19 protein-coding genes are annotated in these 17169 nt (G+C 46.1%); 11 read left to right on the top strand and 8 right to left on the bottom strand.

Going from position 1 to position 17169, the window contains the following annotated elements; translation table 11 throughout:
* Positions 1 to 41 precede the first annotated feature (41 nt).
* Positions 42 to 476: an Mpo1 family 2-hydroxy fatty acid dioxygenase gene (locus J4N45_RS26455; RefSeq protein WP_252015723.1), complete on the bottom strand. Its 435-nt coding sequence runs from the start codon at positions 474 to 476 to the stop codon at positions 42 to 44.
* Between the two features lie 189 nt (positions 477 to 665).
* Between J4N45_RS26455 and J4N45_RS26460 the strand changes: the two genes are divergently transcribed.
* The 4 genes from J4N45_RS26460 (at position 666) to J4N45_RS26475 (ending at position 4632) form a co-directional block, all read left to right on the top strand.
* A complete protein-coding gene (locus J4N45_RS26460; RefSeq protein WP_252015725.1) occupies positions 666 to 1670 on the top strand; it encodes a linear amide C-N hydrolase in 1005 nt (334 codons plus the stop codon).
* Positions 1671 to 1867: 197 nt separating this feature from the next.
* Positions 1868 to 2983: a DUF1254 domain-containing protein gene (locus J4N45_RS26465; protein WP_252015727.1), complete on the top strand. Its 1116-nt coding sequence runs from the start codon at positions 1868 to 1870 to the stop codon at positions 2981 to 2983.
* 221 nt (positions 2984 to 3204) lie between these two features.
* Complete coding sequence (locus J4N45_RS26470) at positions 3205 to 4092, top strand: LysR family transcriptional regulator (protein WP_252015729.1); 888 nt, start codon at positions 3205 to 3207, stop codon at positions 4090 to 4092.
* Positions 4093 to 4632, top strand: coding sequence for a hydrolase (locus tag J4N45_RS26475; protein ID WP_252015731.1), 540 nt, complete (start codon positions 4093 to 4095; stop codon positions 4630 to 4632).
* On the opposite strand, the gene pdxR is transcribed toward J4N45_RS26475, so the two are convergent.
* The gene (gene pdxR / locus J4N45_RS26480) at positions 4625 to 6082 is read right to left on the bottom strand and encodes a MocR-like pyridoxine biosynthesis transcription factor PdxR (RefSeq protein WP_503057513.1); all 1458 of its coding nucleotides are present in this window, start codon (positions 6080 to 6082) and stop codon (positions 4625 to 4627) included. The two genes, J4N45_RS26475 and pdxR, sit on opposite strands and share 8 nt — an antisense overlap.
* 90 nt (positions 6083 to 6172) lie before the next feature.
* Between pdxR and J4N45_RS26485 the strand changes: the two genes are divergently transcribed.
* Positions 6173 to 6844 (top strand): pyridoxamine 5'-phosphate oxidase family protein, encoded by a 672-nt coding sequence (locus J4N45_RS26485; protein ID WP_252015732.1) that lies wholly within the window; start codon positions 6173 to 6175, stop codon positions 6842 to 6844.
* A gap of 65 nt (positions 6845 to 6909) precedes the next feature.
* Here J4N45_RS26485 and J4N45_RS26490 read toward each other — a convergent pair whose 3' ends face one another.
* The gene (locus J4N45_RS26490; protein ID WP_252015733.1) at positions 6910 to 7074 is read right to left on the bottom strand and encodes a hypothetical protein; all 165 of its coding nucleotides are present in this window, start codon (positions 7072 to 7074) and stop codon (positions 6910 to 6912) included.
* Positions 7075 to 7330: 256 nt separating this feature from the next.
* Here J4N45_RS26490 and J4N45_RS26495 point away from each other — a divergent pair, with 256 nt between their 5' ends.
* The 3 genes from J4N45_RS26495 (at position 7331) to J4N45_RS26505 (ending at position 10026) form a co-directional block, all read left to right on the top strand.
* A complete protein-coding gene (locus J4N45_RS26495; protein ID WP_252017258.1) occupies positions 7331 to 8404 on the top strand; it encodes an acyltransferase in 1074 nt (357 codons plus the stop codon).
* Between the two features lie 85 nt (positions 8405 to 8489).
* On the top strand, positions 8490 to 9215 hold the full coding sequence (locus J4N45_RS26500) for a nitroreductase family protein (RefSeq protein ID WP_252015735.1): 726 nt from the start codon (positions 8490 to 8492) through the stop codon (positions 9213 to 9215).
* A gap of 337 nt (positions 9216 to 9552) precedes the next feature.
* Positions 9553 to 10026, top strand: coding sequence for a Dps family protein (locus J4N45_RS26505; protein WP_252015737.1), 474 nt, complete (start codon positions 9553 to 9555; stop codon positions 10024 to 10026).
* Positions 10027 to 10105: 79 nt separating this feature from the next.
* On the opposite strand, the gene J4N45_RS26510 is transcribed toward J4N45_RS26505, so the two are convergent.
* Together J4N45_RS26510 and J4N45_RS26515 are read right to left on the bottom strand one after the other, a co-directional pair.
* A complete protein-coding gene (locus J4N45_RS26510; protein WP_252015738.1) occupies positions 10106 to 10900 on the bottom strand; it encodes a hypothetical protein in 795 nt (264 codons plus the stop codon).
* 89 nt (positions 10901 to 10989) lie between these two features.
* Positions 10990 to 11874, bottom strand: coding sequence for a LysR family transcriptional regulator (locus J4N45_RS26515; RefSeq protein WP_252015740.1), 885 nt, complete (start codon positions 11872 to 11874; stop codon positions 10990 to 10992).
* A 131-nt stretch (positions 11875 to 12005) separates the two neighbouring features.
* On the opposite strand from J4N45_RS26515, the gene J4N45_RS26520 reads away from it, so the two are divergent.
* Together J4N45_RS26520 and J4N45_RS26525 are read left to right on the top strand one after the other, a co-directional pair.
* Entirely contained in the window at positions 12006 to 12953 is a 948-nt protein-coding gene (locus tag J4N45_RS26520; protein ID WP_252015742.1) for an aldo/keto reductase, read from the top strand.
* A 12-nt stretch (positions 12954 to 12965) separates the two neighbouring features.
* Positions 12966 to 13358: a GlcG/HbpS family heme-binding protein gene (locus J4N45_RS26525; RefSeq protein WP_252015744.1), complete on the top strand. Its 393-nt coding sequence runs from the start codon at positions 12966 to 12968 to the stop codon at positions 13356 to 13358.
* A gap of 343 nt (positions 13359 to 13701) precedes the next feature.
* On the opposite strand, the gene J4N45_RS26530 is transcribed toward J4N45_RS26525, so the two are convergent.
* The 3 genes from J4N45_RS26530 to J4N45_RS26540 all read right to left on the bottom strand — a co-directional run bounded on the left by J4N45_RS26530 (position 13702) and on the right by J4N45_RS26540 (position 16143).
* The gene (locus J4N45_RS26530; protein ID WP_252015746.1) at positions 13702 to 15090 is read right to left on the bottom strand and encodes an MATE family efflux transporter; all 1389 of its coding nucleotides are present in this window, start codon (positions 15088 to 15090) and stop codon (positions 13702 to 13704) included.
* An 86-nt stretch (positions 15091 to 15176) separates the two neighbouring features.
* Positions 15177 to 15719 (bottom strand): NADPH-dependent FMN reductase, encoded by a 543-nt coding sequence (locus J4N45_RS26535; protein ID WP_252015748.1) that lies wholly within the window; start codon positions 15717 to 15719, stop codon positions 15177 to 15179.
* 10 nt (positions 15720 to 15729) lie between these two features.
* The gene (locus tag J4N45_RS26540) at positions 15730 to 16143 is read right to left on the bottom strand and encodes a VOC family protein (RefSeq protein ID WP_252015750.1); all 414 of its coding nucleotides are present in this window, start codon (positions 16141 to 16143) and stop codon (positions 15730 to 15732) included.
* A 115-nt stretch (positions 16144 to 16258) separates the two neighbouring features.
* Between J4N45_RS26540 and J4N45_RS26545 the strand changes: the two genes are divergently transcribed.
* Positions 16259 to 17164, top strand: a complete 906-nt coding sequence (locus tag J4N45_RS26545; RefSeq protein WP_252015752.1) for a LysR family transcriptional regulator — start codon at positions 16259 to 16261, stop codon at positions 17162 to 17164.
* The last annotated feature ends 5 nt before the right edge of the window (positions 17165 to 17169 follow it).

The following is a 17169-nucleotide window of genomic DNA, read 5'->3' on the forward strand; positions in this document are numbered from 1 at the left end:
CTATATATGATAGAGACACTTAAACCCCTCTTTGGAGGGGTTTATTTTTGCCTGAAAACCCAAATAGGACCAATGAGAAGAAATTGAATATCATCGAAAAACGAGGGCTTTTTGCCTTCGATTTTGTGCCCAACGAATTGCATTATCCAAAGCAGGACAAACAAGCCTATCGACAGGTTGAGAATCGATACCCCAAACATATCCGCAAACGTAATAACGGCTAAACAAGCCAGCGTAAACAGCAGCATTTGAATAAACACCGAGCGAGACAGCCTAAAATAGAAAAACATCACAGGGAGCATAACCAGCCAGACCCAGTTAATGGCGACGCCAGCGAGAGATACATGAGGAATGCACCATATGAGTCCCACGATCGATAAATAGATACCGGGGACGGCCACTTTGTGTATCTTTCTGTTGGTGCTGTTCTGGTGGCTTTCTCCGTATGCATCTAGCCATTGTTGTAACGACTTCATTCTACTTCCTTGTTGTTTATGACAGTTGTTTTCGATTGGTGTTAAAACTCTAGACTAAAATCCGCTACTCTTCCTCCTCACGCTCACGCAAGCCTATTAGCAATACTTAAAGGTGCTAATTTAACCTAATCGCCAATTCCCCTTACTATGACCTCAACGAAACAAACTACTCCACCAAGTGAGGTCATTATGAACAAATCAGTCCTTAGCCTAGCTCTCGTTGCAACCCTATCTGCAGGTTATGTTGCCGATACTGTCGCATGTACATCAGCAATCTATAACAACGGAGAGGCAAGCCTAACAGTAAGAACCATGGACTGGTTCGGTCACGATGACGCCATCGTTGTCGGCGCTGGTAAAGGCATCGCTAATCAGTATGGTGATACCGCGGAATCCATCAAAACAGAGAGCAAATATGCATCGCTAAAGATTAAGTCATTCGCACCTCAACTGGTTGCTGAAGCGATGAATGAAAATGGCTTGGTTGCTCGTATCCTATACCTAGGTAACGATTACACTGAAATGGCACCTGACCGTGCGGGCGTGCCTGATGTCGCAGCCTCTCAGTTCCCAAACTACGCTGTCGATAACTTTGCATCTGTTGCCGATGTCGTTAGCAACCTAGATGACATCGACGTTATCCAAGACAAGGTCTGTGACCTACCAGGACACGAGAATGAGTGTATTGCAGCACCTGTACACTACCACCTTACAGATGCGAGCGGTGACAGCGCAGTCATCGAGTTTGTAAAAGGTGAGGTGAAGATTTACCACGGTGACGTGACAGAAGCTGCAAGCGTGCAATACCTGTCTAACGACCCTGAGTTTGGCTTCCATATGAACCTGGATAAAGAGCAAACGGAGTCAGGCTCAACAATTCGTGCCTACGACCGTCGCCTACGCGCCAAAGAAGTCATTGAAGATATGTATACACGCAATGTCACTGACAACACCTCAGCGCTAAACAGCTTGAAAGCTGCCGGAGCATCAGTATTCGCAGGCTACGACCAACTGGACCCGTACGCAAATGATGTGTTCCCAACGCTTTGGACTATCTACACAGACCAAAATGCAAAGGAAATCTACCTAGACCGCTACGACACATGGCAAGTAGAGCAATATGACTTCACCATGTTTAACAATGATGAGGCGAAAGAGGTAGTACTTGGTGCACACCCAAGCGCTGACAAATAACCCGATTAAAGCTCACAAAAAGGCCACCGCAAGGTGGTCTTTTGATATTCGCTTTATGCATATCAGTAATTGAAATTCATAATTTCAAAATATAATTACGACACCTTACTATAGCCACAGACCCAAGGAATGAAGTCGACACACTGCTTGAGCTTAATCACTGCAAGCACTTCAAACTTGAAATAAGGCTATCTAAGATGAAAAAACTTACTATTTTGGCAACGATTACCGCTTCTCTATTTGCAACCACGACCATGGCACATGACCTTGGTGATCACTTACCAAAGAAAGGTCAGCCAACCGCTTTGCAGCTTGAAAATGGTGGCACAACCAACGTCAGCAAAGATAACTTCATCGCTGCTGAGTCAGATAAGTACTTCTTCGAGCAACAAGAGAAATCTGGCATCAACCACTTCACCCACGATCGCCAACTGTTGACAATGGAGACTCAAACCGTCGTTAGACAGAACCGAGACACACTGTATTCAAAGTCAATCTGGGACACAAAAGGTGGTGTGACTTTTGAACTGCCAATCCTAGACAGCTATCAGGCACTACAAGTGATTGATGAACAGCACCGCACTGTGGCTGTACTTTATGCATCTGATGGGCAAAACAAGGTGACGATCACGCCAGATATGCTCTCTTCAGGACAACATGTTTGGGTTATTGCCCGCACTCAAGTGGCGTCCAATGATCCTGCCGACATTAAAGAAGGCAACCTTAAACAAGATATGATCAAAGGTACGGCATCCTCTGCTGAACGCTATACGCCCAAAGGCTTTGATCAGTTTGATCGAGAAAAGGTCCGCTTAGCGCTGGAGGCGAACGTGCTCCAACTCGACTTTACCAAGGCGATGGGCGCCCCTGATGGCAAATCGCTCAAACCCGAGCAGCACTTAGCACCGCGCAAGGTGGAGCAGTTCCATGCGTTGGGTCTGACATCAATGGGCTTCGGCGGACTGCCAAGCGAACACGCTTACTACAAAGTACTTTTGGCAGACGACCGCTCGGGTCAGTGCCAGACTATGAACTTTGACGCGCCACCACTCGGTGAGAACGGTTTCTTCTCCATCACGACCTATGGTTCAGATGCGTATGTTCATACTGAAAAATTCGCGCTATCGAGTCGTAAAGATGAAATGAAGGCGAACAAAGACGGCTCTTACACCGTAAACTTCAACTGTGGCGAGCAGGCAATCAACAATATTGATGTAGAGGAAGGTTGGACAGGTATCCTTCGCATGTACAAACCAAACTCAGACAAGCAAATTGTTAGCTATGCGAAAGGGGTAGAACAGCCACACGGTTAATCTCGCTTAGCATCCTCCCGTCTGTCAAGAGAGCTCAACTGATGTTGGGCTCTCTTGATTTACAATGTAAACACAAGCTACAGCTACGATGAAACGGAAAAGCAAATACTAAAAAACAACCTATCATTCAATAAACTATCTTTTAATAAGCCACGTTTAATGGTTTACGTCTTTACTACTTTCTTGCAGAGTAGACATAGTCTTTGTGATTGGTGGATAGCATGTTACTGAATTCCGAGCGTCTTTTATATCTGGTTTCGATTGCCGAAACAGGTTCATTCTCTGCGGCAGCTCGCAAACTGGGCGTCAGCCCTTCAGCCGTGAATCAAGCAGTGCAAGCCATGGAGATCGATTTAGGGATCAGCGTGTTTGAGCGAGTAGCCGGAAAGGCACCCACGCTGACACCAGAAGGTAAGGTGCTTTACTTCCAAGCATTAGAGATAGTGCCGAGGCTCAAAGCAATTGACCGCAAAGTGCAATCTTTACAGAGGGGTGAAGAGCCTACTATCACCATCGCGACTCATAGCATGACCCTCTACCCAAGATTTGTAGAGGTATTCGCGGAGCTGACGCGTCAGTTTCCTGAAGTCGACTTAGTGCTGGTCGATGCCGAAACTCACTCCCTCGCCATCGACAATGATGACGAGGGTGCCGATATCATGATTGCACCGGGTGGACTTAGCCCTGCACGTGGCACTAATGTTCAGACTGTCGACACTATTGAATGGTGCTTTTTAGCGTCTCCAAATCACCCGCTATCTAAATTACGCGGTGAAATCACCACCGAAGATCTTGAACAATACCCACAGATCCTGTCATTAGAGGGAAAAGTCGCCACCAGCGAGCTGATTGAATCTCTCCGCTATAGCTCGAGATTAATTCGTTACGAAAATCACTATCAGCTGCAAGATATGCTTCTTCAAGGTATCGGCTATGTCGCTTACCCTACGAAGCTCGCTCAACCGTTTATCGACCATGGTCTAGTTACTAAATTAAACGTCGGTCGCTATGATGGTTCTTTAGTCTGGCCTGTTGATTTGTCTTGGCGCAGCGGATTGGGCAGTGCAGGCACTTGGTTTGTCGAACAAATATTAGATCAGGAGAACTAGATGTTAGAACAAAACAACACGCAGCTAATGATCATAGATGTGCAGGGAAAACTTGCGCAGCTGATGCACGACAAAGAGACACTGTTTAGCAACCTCAATACGCTCACTAAAGCTGCCAATCTAATGGAGCTCCCTATTGTCTGGGTCGAGCAGCTCCCCGATAAACTCGGACCGACGATTGAAGAAATCAGTCAAGAGCTTAGCCGTCAAACTCCGATTGCAAAAGACGTGTTTAGTGCTTGGGGGGAGGCGAATGTCCGAGAGGCAACAAACGCGAGTGACAGAAAACAGGTTTTACTCGTGGGTATTGAAGCACATATCTGTGTTCATCAGACGGCCTGTGATCTATTGCAAGCAGGTTATGAGGTACACCTAGTTACGGATGCAGTCTCCTCTCGAAACCCAGCCAACAAAGATCTAGCGCTGAAGCGCTTAGCTCAAGAGGGTGCTGTGCTCACCTCCACTGAAATGGCACTTTTCGAACTGCAGAAGGTTGCTCGCGGAGAGCAATTCAAATCACTGTTGAAGCTCATCAAGTAGTGACGTTCAGTAGTGAATAGTAAAGCTGACTCAACTCCTTGATTTTCCCTGGTATCGCCTCTAATGGGGCGTTACCAAACCCGAGGACTACTGACCCAAACTCTCGCCGTTTTTCTACTGATTCGTAAAAGCGCATCGGTCTCACCACCATTCCTGCATTATGCGCTTTCTGCGACAATTCAACCTCATCAACGCCGCTTTGCCACTCAACCGTTACATGCAAACCCGCCCCTTGAGATACCACTTGCCAATCGCTGCCAAAAGACTCTTGAATGCTTTGTCTTACTTGGAGGTACTTCTGTTCATACAATCGGCGCATCTTACGAATATGCCTTACCAAGGCCCCCTCGCTAATAAAATCCGCTAAAGCCGCTTGAACGAGAGCAGGCGTATCTCCAGACAGCGCATCTTTTATTTCCAAACACAATTTAATCATGTGGGGAGGAACGACCATATAGCCAATGCGCAGCGAGTTAAACATCACTTTACTCATCGAGCCTATATAGATCATTTTGTCCGCATTGCCGCTCTCCGCGGCTAAGCCCTGCATGCTGCGAAATGGACGACTATCAAACTGAAACTCACTGTCATAGTCATCTTCAATAATCCATGATTGATTGGTCTGCGCCCATTCTATGAGCTGCAAACGTTGCTCCGTTTGAATAGAACATCCCATCGGGTATTGATTACTCGGCGTTAAGTAAATACCTGTTGAATCACTGCTAAGCACACGTTGAATATCCAACCCTTTGCTTGCCTCAACATCGACGTAGTCATAGCCGATGTTGAAGGTATCCAACACCTTAACGACCTGTCGATAGCCAGGAAACTCCACCAAAAAGCCTCGATGAGGTTTAAGTTTTTGGGTTGCTAATAGTGCTATCGCAATGGACTGCTGAGCGCCCGACGTAACTATGATTTGATTCGGGTGGCAAACAACACTTCGACTTCCTGTTAGGTAGCGATGGAGTGCTTCCCTTAGCGTCACTAGCCCCTGTAAATCTTGGTTTCCAAGTAACGCACTACGACTGCTATGACGTTGCAACAACCGATTCCAAGCACTCATTGGGAATGAGGCAAGTTCAGCAACGCCAGGTGCAAACAGCCCGTTGTTTGGCGTATTGTCGTCTCCGGGCTCTGAGGATGGCACTACCTGCTCCGTTGTCAGGTATTGCTCCGGGAGCGACACTGCGACATAGAAACCACTGCTTGGTTTCGCTATTAAATACCCCTCCGCAACTAGCTGCTCGTAGGTTTGAATCACAGTATTGCGACTGAGCTTAAGCTGCATAGCCAATGTACGAGTAGAAGGCAGCTTTGCACCTGAAGCCCAGAATCCTTTTAAGATGCGCGTTCGTATTTGCTCAAAAAGGATTTGCTGAAGTGTTGTACCGCTAGAAGTCATAGACGATAGCTCTAATGTCAACTCACTAGAATCAATAGCACTCAAACTGGATCCACCATTTATATTACATTGGACCTAAACAGAGTACCAAAACATTCTTAATCTGGCTGTAAAGGATTAAGGAGGAGAAAGTACATGCTGTCACAAACACAACGAACGCAAATCAAAAAAGGGGCTCACAAGGCGGTTCTAGAGGAGCAAGCTCTTTACGATATTATCGATGAGTCGCTTATCGCGCACATAGCCATAAACCAAGACAACAGTCCGATCATCATTCCGATGCTGGCTTGGCGTGTAGATGACAGAGTTTACGTTCACGGAGCGAAGAACAGCCGTCTCATTCGAGCGCTAAAATCTGGTCAGAAAACGTGTCTCACCTTTACATTATTTGACGGTTGGGTGCTAGCAAGGTCAGCGTTTCACCATAGTGCTCACTATCGAAGTGCCGTCGTGTTTGGACAGTTTGAGACCATAGATGACAACCAAGAAAAAGATCGATTACTAAACTTCTTTATCGAACATATTGCTCCGGGCAGAACCGAGCAAGTAAGACTGAGTAATCAAAAGGAACTCACGGCCACAGACGTGCTTGCTATTGAACTCACCGAGGCTTCTGTGAAAATTGGACGTCACGGCGTCAATGACGACAAAGAAGATCTTGATGTCCCTGTCTGGGCTGGCATTTTGCCCTATCGAACGGTAGTTGGACCACTAGAGCCATGTGATGATCTCGCCGAGTGTATCGACACTCCGGATTATTCGAGCGCTTATGGAGACAGGTGGATTGGTAAACTCGACAACGAATGATGTCGCTTTACCCTAATGTGTTTTGCATTCTGAAGAGGTCGTCTAGAGAGCGGGACGACCTACCTTCATACTTGCAGCCAGCGCCATGCCGCAATAAATAGAGCCGCCACCAGAATCAGTAAAAATACACCAAGCTCTATAAGCCACTCTTTATCATTCCACCCCAAATACTCGATATCACATTCATCGAGCTCAAAGCTGAAGTCTTCAAATTCATCTAATTGTTGCATAGCTGCCTCCCTTAAATCGGATCCCATGCTATGCGGTAAGATAACTCTATAAAATCAAATAATTTCTACGCTCAGTTTAGAAAAATTGAACGCTCAACAAGAGACAGGGAATTTACGACTCAGCACAAATTGTTGCAAAATTCTTGTTGTTGCACGCTAAATTATTGACGCTAAACACATCAGGAATACACATAAATGCTAATGTGGACGGGTTCCAATTACATTGCAGAGCCATTTATAAGATATGCAGCAAGCTATTAAAAAATCAGAAAAAATTGCGAGTTTCGAGCTAGCTCGAGTGATCGCTTTAGTGGCTATTATTTCTATTCACTGTCAGTTGTTTATGGACTACGGCTACATTGATGAAGAGCCATGGTTAAACTTTGTCACCAACCAAGCCGCACGATTCGCTGTGCCGCTATTTTTCCTTATTGCCGGCTATCTCATCTATCCAAAGCTGAATGACGCTCCGTACAAAACGGCGAAAGACTACTGCATACCGCTGATGGTAATTTGGTTAGTTTGGAGCATCATCCACCTCGTGTTGCCGTTTAACTTAGGTGTTGTTGCGGAGCATGGCTATCTAGCGGAGCGACAAGGATACTGGCAATATCTAATGCAAGCACCTCTGAACTCCTTGTTTGAAGGCGGATTAGTTCACCTGTGGTTTATTCCATCCTTGGCTATAGCAGTCTTGATGATTGCCTGGTTTGTCGACAATAAATGTCGCAGACTGATCATTCCTTTTGCCGCCATTATTTATGTGTACGGACTTATCGCAGGAAGCTATGGCGTGATAACTGAGGTAGCAACGCCAATTTTTACCAGAAATGGTCCTTTCTTTAGCTTCTTGATGGTCGCCATTGGATTCGAAGCCCGCCGTAATAATTGGTCCATGTCCGCAACAATCGCCCTTCTAGTCGCTACTGCAGGTATGTTGCTGCATTTTGCAGAAGCTTATTATCTGCATGGTCAGGGGCAAATATTTAATATGAATGATTTTCTATTGGGTACGGCGATTTGGGCGACAGGTTTGTTCTTTTTCTTACTCGCTAAACCAGAGCTCGGCAATCAGCCAATATGGCTAAAGCTCGGGCAATGGGTGTTGCCTATCTATGTCATGCACCTATTGGTTGTCATTTATATGAATAACTTGGTTGCCATACTAGAGCTACAAACGGTCTCAGCTGACCTCGTCATCTTCTTTGGCACCCTAGTTGGCTCGGTCATCTTGATGTTCATCATCGAGAAAACTCCTATTTCGTTTGCCAAACTGCGCAGTATTAAGCTGAAAGGAAAACCCGTGGCAAACTGTCCATCTGCGAAATAATTCCTCTCTGGCTGAGTGCCATGTTACTTGTAGAGAGGCGAGATACCTGATAGAAAGGTGCCGATTAAAAGCATCAGGTATAACCATGAATAACGCCTCTCCACTTGAACAACTCCTTAACTCTCGCCGCTCGGTTCGCAAATACGATACTGAAGCGGCGTTTGACCATACTGCTGTGCAACGAGCGCTTGAGCACGCAACGCTTAGCCCTAACAGCAGCAACATGCAGATGTGGGCGTTTCATCGTGTCATCAGTGAAGATAAACGTCAGAAGCTTGCCGACATTTGTATGGGGCAAAATGCGGCGAAGACCGCTAATGAGCTGGTCGTCGTCACCGTTACTCCAAACAAATGGAAACAGCGCGCCGCTATGAACGCCGACATCGTCCGAGCAAACTTTGCTGGCCGCGAAGATGACACATCAAAGCGTGCATTTAAGTACTACGACAAGCTGATCCCTATGGTCTATAACAATGACGCGTGGGGTATTCGAGGCATGGTAAGAAAGCTCTACAGCTTTTGGTTAGGGCGCAACAAACCTATGGTGCGCGAAGTCGGTAAGCAAGATGTGCGCGTGTGTCTCCACAAAAGCGCAGCACTGGCGTCTATGACCTTTATGCTTTCTATGCGAGAACAAGGCTATGACACATGCCCAATGGAAGGATTCGATTCCAAGCGAGCAAAAGCATTGCTTGGTATCGCAGATCACGATGAAATTACGATGATCATCAGCTGCGGCGTGCGAACTGAAGAAGGTATCTACGGGGAGCGTCATCGTGTGCCTAATGAAGAAGTGATTATTTCTCATTAAGTTAACAACTTGATTGTCATTCCTGTGCAGACAGGAATCTACTTGAGGCTTGGTGCGCGCTACGAGAAGATCCCTGCCTGCGTAGGCGCACGGCTAGTGGGATGACGACAATTTTAGGTATTGACCGGGTACATAGGTAACAGTTTTAACCGAGCACATGGGTAACAGGCAAAGTTGCCCCCTCTAAGATGCGCTTAACTACTTAGCTCGATAAGCTGGCCCAACAAATAGAATCAACCTATCAATACCATTACTACAATCGATTATTCCTTTCACAATAGTCACCGTATACTGATTCCAACAAAACAAGATTTCACTCTTCCTAGAGGACAGTATTATGACAAGCACTAACCTAATCGGCCTTGATAAAAACACATCTCAGTCAATCGCAGTTGAGCTAAACCAATTACTTGCGAACTACCAGGTGTTGTACATGAACACTCGTGGTTACCACTGGAACATTAAGGGTGAGCAGTTCTTTGAACTCCATGTGAAATTTGAAGAAATCTACACCGATCTCCAGACCAAAATTGATGAGCTAGCGGAGCGCATTCTGACCATTGGTCATACTCCAGATCATTCGTTCAGTCGCTATCTTGAACAAAGCCAAATTGAAGAGCACCAAAATGCTTTCCGCGGCAAAGAATGTGTCACTGGACTGGTAAACGGCTTCTCTGTGTTGATTCATCGTCAACGCGAGATCCTAGAGCAAGCAGCGGAAGCGAGTGATGAAGGTACGGCTGCTCTAATGGGCGACTATATTCGCGAACAAGAAAAGCTGCTTTGGATGCTCAATGCTTACCTAAACTAATCAATAAGATACAAATCCAAAAGAGGTGCTTAACGCACCTCTTTTTACATTCTGCTTTCAATCAACGACCAAGCACTCGCTATTTCAATTGGGTTCCCACGTAAGCAATATTGCTCGAAAAAGCATAGTTCCCGTCTGGCCACTTCACTAGCGGATAGTGATAACGTTTCGACTCGAAGATTTTCACAAGTCCCGGCAACATGTGCTGTAACTCTTTGCGCGTTTTGACACGCATCTCATCGCTTTCAAGATCCGCTTTAGAGCCCATGTATGCGGCCGTTCCTAGATAGAAGAACTCTATGGTTTTACACGCATCATCACAGGTAGGGTCATCATATTGATACAGCCCTTGTTGCTCCGCTAACTGCCACTGTTTATAGATTTCGCTGCGTTGCGTTTTACTGTCACTAAATACCGTCGGCAAATATGATTGCCATCCAGCATTGACGATAAGGTGATGAATCTCCTCTTGAGAAGCATCTCGTTGACGATGCGGGTCGGTTTCATTAGCAGCTAGATCCTGGCCAACCATATAATCAAAATAAGGCTCAAGTTTATCCAACGCCTGGTCGCTGAATCCTTCGCTGCTCATCAACAAAGTCGCATGATTGCCCTGCAGTGGAACAATCAATCTTGGCTCATCAACCACGCCATCTTGATTATTATCAAGCCATTGCGCCGTCACGTTGGCAGCATGCTGCAGTTTTTTATCTGACACACGTTGAGTGGCACAAATGGTCACTGCATCAAAGACCTTCGCCTTCTTGGTAAAAAAATCACCCGGACAACCTGCCGCCGGCGATTCCGCAGTAGAAAACTCCCCTGCACTAACCAAACTACTCAGTAAAGCGAGCGCACCAAGACTGTATTTCATCCCTGTTCCCTTATATCTATCGCGCGAGTTGCTTACATGTTAATCAATGAGCGCAGAATTACTGTATTAAGAGGTCAGTAAATGTAAGGCTAGGAACCTTCAGATTCAGGAGCGAATTCTTGCGAGACGAACTCGATAAACTTACTAAGTCGTTGCGAGCGATTAACGATGGGCGGATACAGCAAGTAAAAGTCATTCGACGTTGATATATGGTCTGATAACACGCTGACCAATTTACCACTGTCCACTTCTTTACGAACAAAGTAGTCCGGTGTGTAGATGATGCCTCTTGCTGCAAGAGCCTGCGTTTTTAGGATCAGATTATCGTTATTCTTAATCCAACCACGAATTGGGTAATCACCGTCGGCAAATGACCAGGTCGCATCATCACTATTGTTCATGCACTCATGTTCGACCAACTGTTTTGGATGTGTAGGCACACTCTTTTTCGAAAAATAGTCGGGAGAGCCCGTCACGGCATGGCTATAAGAAAAGAGCTTTTTAGCAATCATGTTCTCAGGTGGATTTCGCGTTGCTCGAAAAGCGAAATCAAAATTGTCTCTAACCAGATTAAAGCTTCGATAGCTGCATTCCACGTCAAACTGTATGCCTGGGTGTTTATGACTGAATCGGCGGCATAAATCTAACAATACCCCTTGAGTAAACTGCATAGGTGCAGTAATTCGAATCGTCCCCTCAAGGCGCTGATTTTCGTATTCGGCTTGACGTTCAAGATCCACCAGCGTCTGTGAGATAGACTCCATGCCAGCCGCGACTCTCTCCCCTTGAGGCGTTAATCGAATGCTTCGTGTAGAACGAATCATCAAGCTGTAGCCCAGCTCTTTTTCAAGCTGTTTGATTTGTGTGGAGAGATAGCCACGCGAGATATCTAGCGCATCCGCTGCCTTAGTGAAACTGAGCTGTTTCGCTACTTCCGCAAATAACATCAGCCTTTCTATTTTCTTATGCTGCATTCACTTTACCTAACTCTGATCTCGAACACTTGATTGTTTTTTATATCAAATAATGATTTTTATTGGCTATATTTTTCTTACCAATTTCTTCAGGCATTCTAGTGTCAGTCAAAATAATATGGAGTCGCGAGATGTCTTCTCAAAATGTGAACAAAGGAAACCGCTCTCAACTTATTTACGGTTGCATGGGGCTCGGTGGTGGATGGGATGATAGTCCTATCACCGCTCAACACATTCAACAAGCCCATCAAGTTATTGATACTGCGATTGAATCTGGAATTACCGTGTTCGATCATGCAGACATCTATACACGCGGCAAAGCGGAAAAAGTATTTGGGATCGCGCTAAAAGATCGCCCTGAGTTAGCCGATCAACTCACCATTCAATCAAAGTGCGGTATTCGCTTCGCCGATGAAACCGGCCCGGGTCGATACGACTTTTCGAAAACGCATATTCTCAACATGGTTGATGGCATTCTTGAGCGTTTAGGCATTGAACAAATTGATACACTGCTCCTTCACCGTCCAGACCCACTGATGGTGCCAGAGGAAGTGGCAGAAGCGGTCGAGGCATTGCAACAGTCGGGTAAGATTCGTCAACTAGGCGTATCTAACATGAACTTGCACCAGATGGCGCTGCTTCAATCGGCGCTAACTACACCTATCGTTTGCAATCAGTTAGAAATGAGTCTCACCAAACGAGATTGGCTTGAAGAGGGAGTTACCTCACATGCAAGCTCAACACTTGGCACTGTAGAGTATTGCCGTAGCAACAACATTGAGCTTCAGGCATGGGGCAGCCTAAGCCAAGGTTTGTTCACGGGGCGCGATGTCAGTAACCAGCAAGAGACCGTAAAAAACACCGCCGCTACCGTCGCTGAGCTAGGCGACAAATATCAAGTCTCTACAGAAGCTATCGTCTTAGGATGGCTGTTGCGCCACCCTGCGAAGATTGCGCCTGTAATTGGTACCACTAACCCTGACCGTATCCGAGCTTGTGCTCAGGCTGAGTCTTTCGAACTCACTCGTGAAGACTGGTATTCACTATTTGTCGCTGCTCGCGGCCAGCAAATGCCATAGGAAGGACAAATCATGACATTAGACCAAGCACAAAAGATACTGAACTTTATTCAAGCGTACGCGAACGAAAACAACCTGCACCTCGCCGCCGCGGTGACCGACAGTCATGGAGAGCTCATTTCATTCTTCAAGATGGATAATTGCAGTTTACAATCTGGCGTATTAGCCCCAAACAAAGCCTATACCGCCGCACGAGAACGCCAACCAAGTGGCAACCTTGGCAAATGGGCTCAAGAAACAGGCAAGGATATGGGATACTGGACGGACGCAAAGTTCACAGGTCTAGGCGGCGGCGTCCCTGTAGAATTGAATGGTAAAGTCATTGGTGCGGTTGGTGTTAGTGGTATGAGCGAAGCCGAAGACGAAGCTTTAGCGAAACAGGCAATAGCTCAAATAATCTCTTAGCAAAAAGCTGAGGTATGACCGCGTAATTTGCAGTTCGTATCACAACAAACAAAGAAGCCGAAGCACACCGCTTCGGTTTCCTTTTTTAAGGGACTTGCGGTCGCTGGACAATAGTGATTAAAACTTTTCTATTTGCGTTCATTTCTAACATTCCCATGTAGCCGTCATCCTCGCGAAAGTGAGGATCTCCTACCGCGTGTAGGTAACTGAAAAAAATCGACTAAGTCACTTAAATCAGCTTCGCGACGCGCTGAATGAAATCCCCTTTTTCAAGGGGATGACAGTAACTTTTTGGAGATGGTGTGAAACCGAAACGGAGCAAAACCCTCTGAGACTAAGCGATCTATTTCAAGAACCTGAAATCAGAGCGATAATCGGCCAAAATACTTTTGTTAGGTAATTCAGAATCACTTCCCACCAACCAACGATTCAACACTTTGTAGGCATAAACACTACCAAGTATATTCGCCAACGCTAGGGCTACCCAAATAGATTCAAGTGACCACCATGATCCAAGGAGAGCCATGGGAATCGTTAATACAAGTGATTTAACAACCGTCAGTTGAAGCGACAGACGAGGCGCTTGCACACCATTAAAAAACGACGTTGTGATTAACAACAAGCCAAAGCTTGGAAAGCTGATACCCACAATCCAAAAGTAAGGAGCACCAAGACTGATAACGTTAGAAGACTGAGTAAAGATCCCTAAGATTTCGTCTGAAAACAAACCAACGACAGCGAAAGCCAATAATCCCCAATAAACCGTCAGTCGACCTGCATTCGCCACTGTTTGATCTAATCGCAGCCATTTTTTCGCCCCATAGTTTTGCGCAACAAACGGCGTCATCACGACACTTAGCGATAAGATCCCAACCAAGATCAAAGACTCTACCCTCGTCACAATACCAAACGCCGCCACCGCATCATCACCGTATTGGGCAACGCTTCGTGTAATTACGGCGATAGCAATTGGAGTGAGTATCTGCGCTGCAATAGCAGGTCCTGCAATGACCATGACGCCTTTAAGATCGCTTATAGCTGCGCGTATGTCTCGCAAGAAAGCCAAAGAAAACAAGGATTCACGAACGATTAAACCTATCATCAACACCGCGATAACCAACCAAGACAGGACGGTTGCATACGCTGCACCGGCCAGACCCAACTCGGGAAAGAATCCGATACCAAATATCAAAAGATAGTCGAACACCACATTGACGATACCGCCAATAGCCATAACGACCGTTGAGCGAATCATGACTCCCTTCGCCATCAACGCTGCATTACCAATGAGCCCAATGATCAAAGCAAACATGCCGACAAACAGGGGCATCATATAGATTTTGACCATGGGTAATATCTCTGAATTGGCTCCAACCGCGAGGAACAGCTCATCAACAAAAACTAGGCCAATACCCGCTAGGCAAAATGTCAGCAGCACAAATGATAGGATTGAAATGGTGGTTAACTGCCTTGCCTTTTCTGGCTGCTGTTCACCCAGCGCTTTCGCAACAGAAGATGAAACCCCAGCGGCGGCGCCCATAAAAAATGCCACGAGGAAAAAATAGACAGGATAGGCATAACTCATTGCAGCGAGTGGCTTGGTACCGAGCTTACCAACAAAGTAGGTATCGATAAGCTGAAACAGAAAGGTCATTAACATGCCAAACGCAGCGGGCGCCGCCATAGTGACCAAGGTGGAACGAACAGGTGCGTTGAGAATCTTGTCATCCATCGTTTTGTTCCTTTTACTTTGGATTTCTGAAGGATCAGGTTGCCAAGTCCTCTGGCAACCCTTTTAGCTAACTATTCAACAACAAGCTATTCGATTACAAGCTGGGCGACGGCGGACGCGACTTGATCGGCCAAGGCACCGTCGGTGATAGTTTGTGACTGCATATCAAAGTTGTCGTAAAAGCTTGGAATAGAAACAGATGCCTTCACGTTAGCAGCAAAGTAAGGGGCAGAACCCGTTGCAGCAGCTAAAACACTCTGCGCGCCGCCTGGGCCTGGTGATGTCGCCATATACACCACTGGCTTGTTTTGAAATACCTGCATATTGATGCGCGATGTCCAATCAAACAGGTTTTTGTAAGCGGCGGTATAGGAGCCGTTATGCTCAGCGAAGGACACAATGACCGCATCTGCTTCACCAATCAGCTGATAGAAACGCTGCGCTTGCTCTGGGATACCTGATGCCTTTTCTCGATCCTCACTGTAAAGCGCTGATTCAAAATCATTAATATTAATAAGATTCACTTCTGCACCTACAACAAGACTCGCGGCATAAGCGGCCAGAGTTTGGTTGATTGAGTTGCTGCTATTGCTGGCACCAAATGCCAAGATTTTCTTTGCTGTTGTCATCATATGTTCCTTAATTTTTGTATGCGCCTAAACCAACGTACTCAATAAACTCAATCACATTGTCGTCGGGATCTCGGATAAAGAATGAAGTACCCGTAGGGTGGTTCATGGGCTCACCACTCAGCGGTATGTCCAACTCAGCGAGGTTCGCCAATACTTCCTCAGCACTCGATATCTCTATCGCAACGTGGGTGTAACCGGTGTATTTTTCTGGCACATCCATCAAGCGATTGAGCGTTTCTCCGGGAGCTGCATTGAGAATAAAATTGATGTTAATGCCGCTTGGATGCTCAACAATCGCAACAGGCTCAGGACCTGTCGGGCCTGCGATATACTCAAACCCGAGTTTGGCGTAAAAGTCTCTCGACTGTTCAAAGTCACTCACTCGAATTCCAATGTGATTCACTCGGCTGATCTGCTTCATGGTTACACTCCATTGCTTACTTTGTTATCGTTAAATTCAGTTTAATTGCTAGCCATTAGGAAATTAATGACTAGAATGTAAAATGATTATTTCCAAATGACTAGGAATAGTAGGCATGTATAACGGGAAGTTACTGGATGGATTTGTTGTGTTTGTCGAGGTCGTCGAGAGTGGCAGTTTCACCATTGCCGCGGAGCGAACACAGCATTCGACTTCCTATATCAGTAAGGAAGTCACTAAGCTCGAAGAGCGTTTAGGTGTTCGATTACTTCAGCGCACTACTCGAACCCTTAAGTTAACGCCCGAGGGCGAAAACTTCTATCAGCGAGCAAGAGATGTTGTGGATGCCGCCAAGGCCGCAGAAGAACTAGTCTCAGGTAGTCAAATGGAGCCGACCGGACTTTTGAAGATCACCTGCCCTGTGGCTGTTGGTTTAACCATGATGAAGTCGGTATTTACCGAATACGCCCAGCTTTATCCAAAAGTGACCTTAGATATCGACCTGAGTGACAAAAAAGTCGACGTAATAGAACAGGGAATCGATATCGCCATTCGCGCTTCAGACCGATTAGAAGATTCATCACTGATTAGCCGCAAGCTGTTTTCGGATACAGGATTAACCATCGCTTCTCCTGACTATCTCGCAAAACATGGCACACCTTTAAATCCTCAGGAACTGTCTCAGCACGACATCATCAGCTACAGCTACGCCAAAAATCCAAAACGCTGGGTATATGAAGACCTGCAGGGGAAAGAGTGTGTGGTCGATATCGACAGCAGAATTATCGTTAATAGCGCTCAAATGGAGCTAGAGATGTGCAAAGCCGGACTTGGGATCACTCGCTTACCCCGCTTTTATCTTGGCAATGAGTTAGAAACAGGCGAACTCATCGAGCTTTTTTCAGATTACCCAAAGCACCAATTGGGCGCTTATATGGTCTACCCAAGTAGAAAGCACATGTCAGCTAAGGTACGTGCCTTTAAGGAGTTAGTTGAAAAGACGCTCACACGGAATGATTAGATACT

The sequence above is a fragment of the Vibrio sp. SCSIO 43140 genome (assembly GCF_023716585.1).
GTDB lineage: Bacteria > Pseudomonadota > Gammaproteobacteria > Enterobacterales > Vibrionaceae > Vibrio > Vibrio maritimus_B.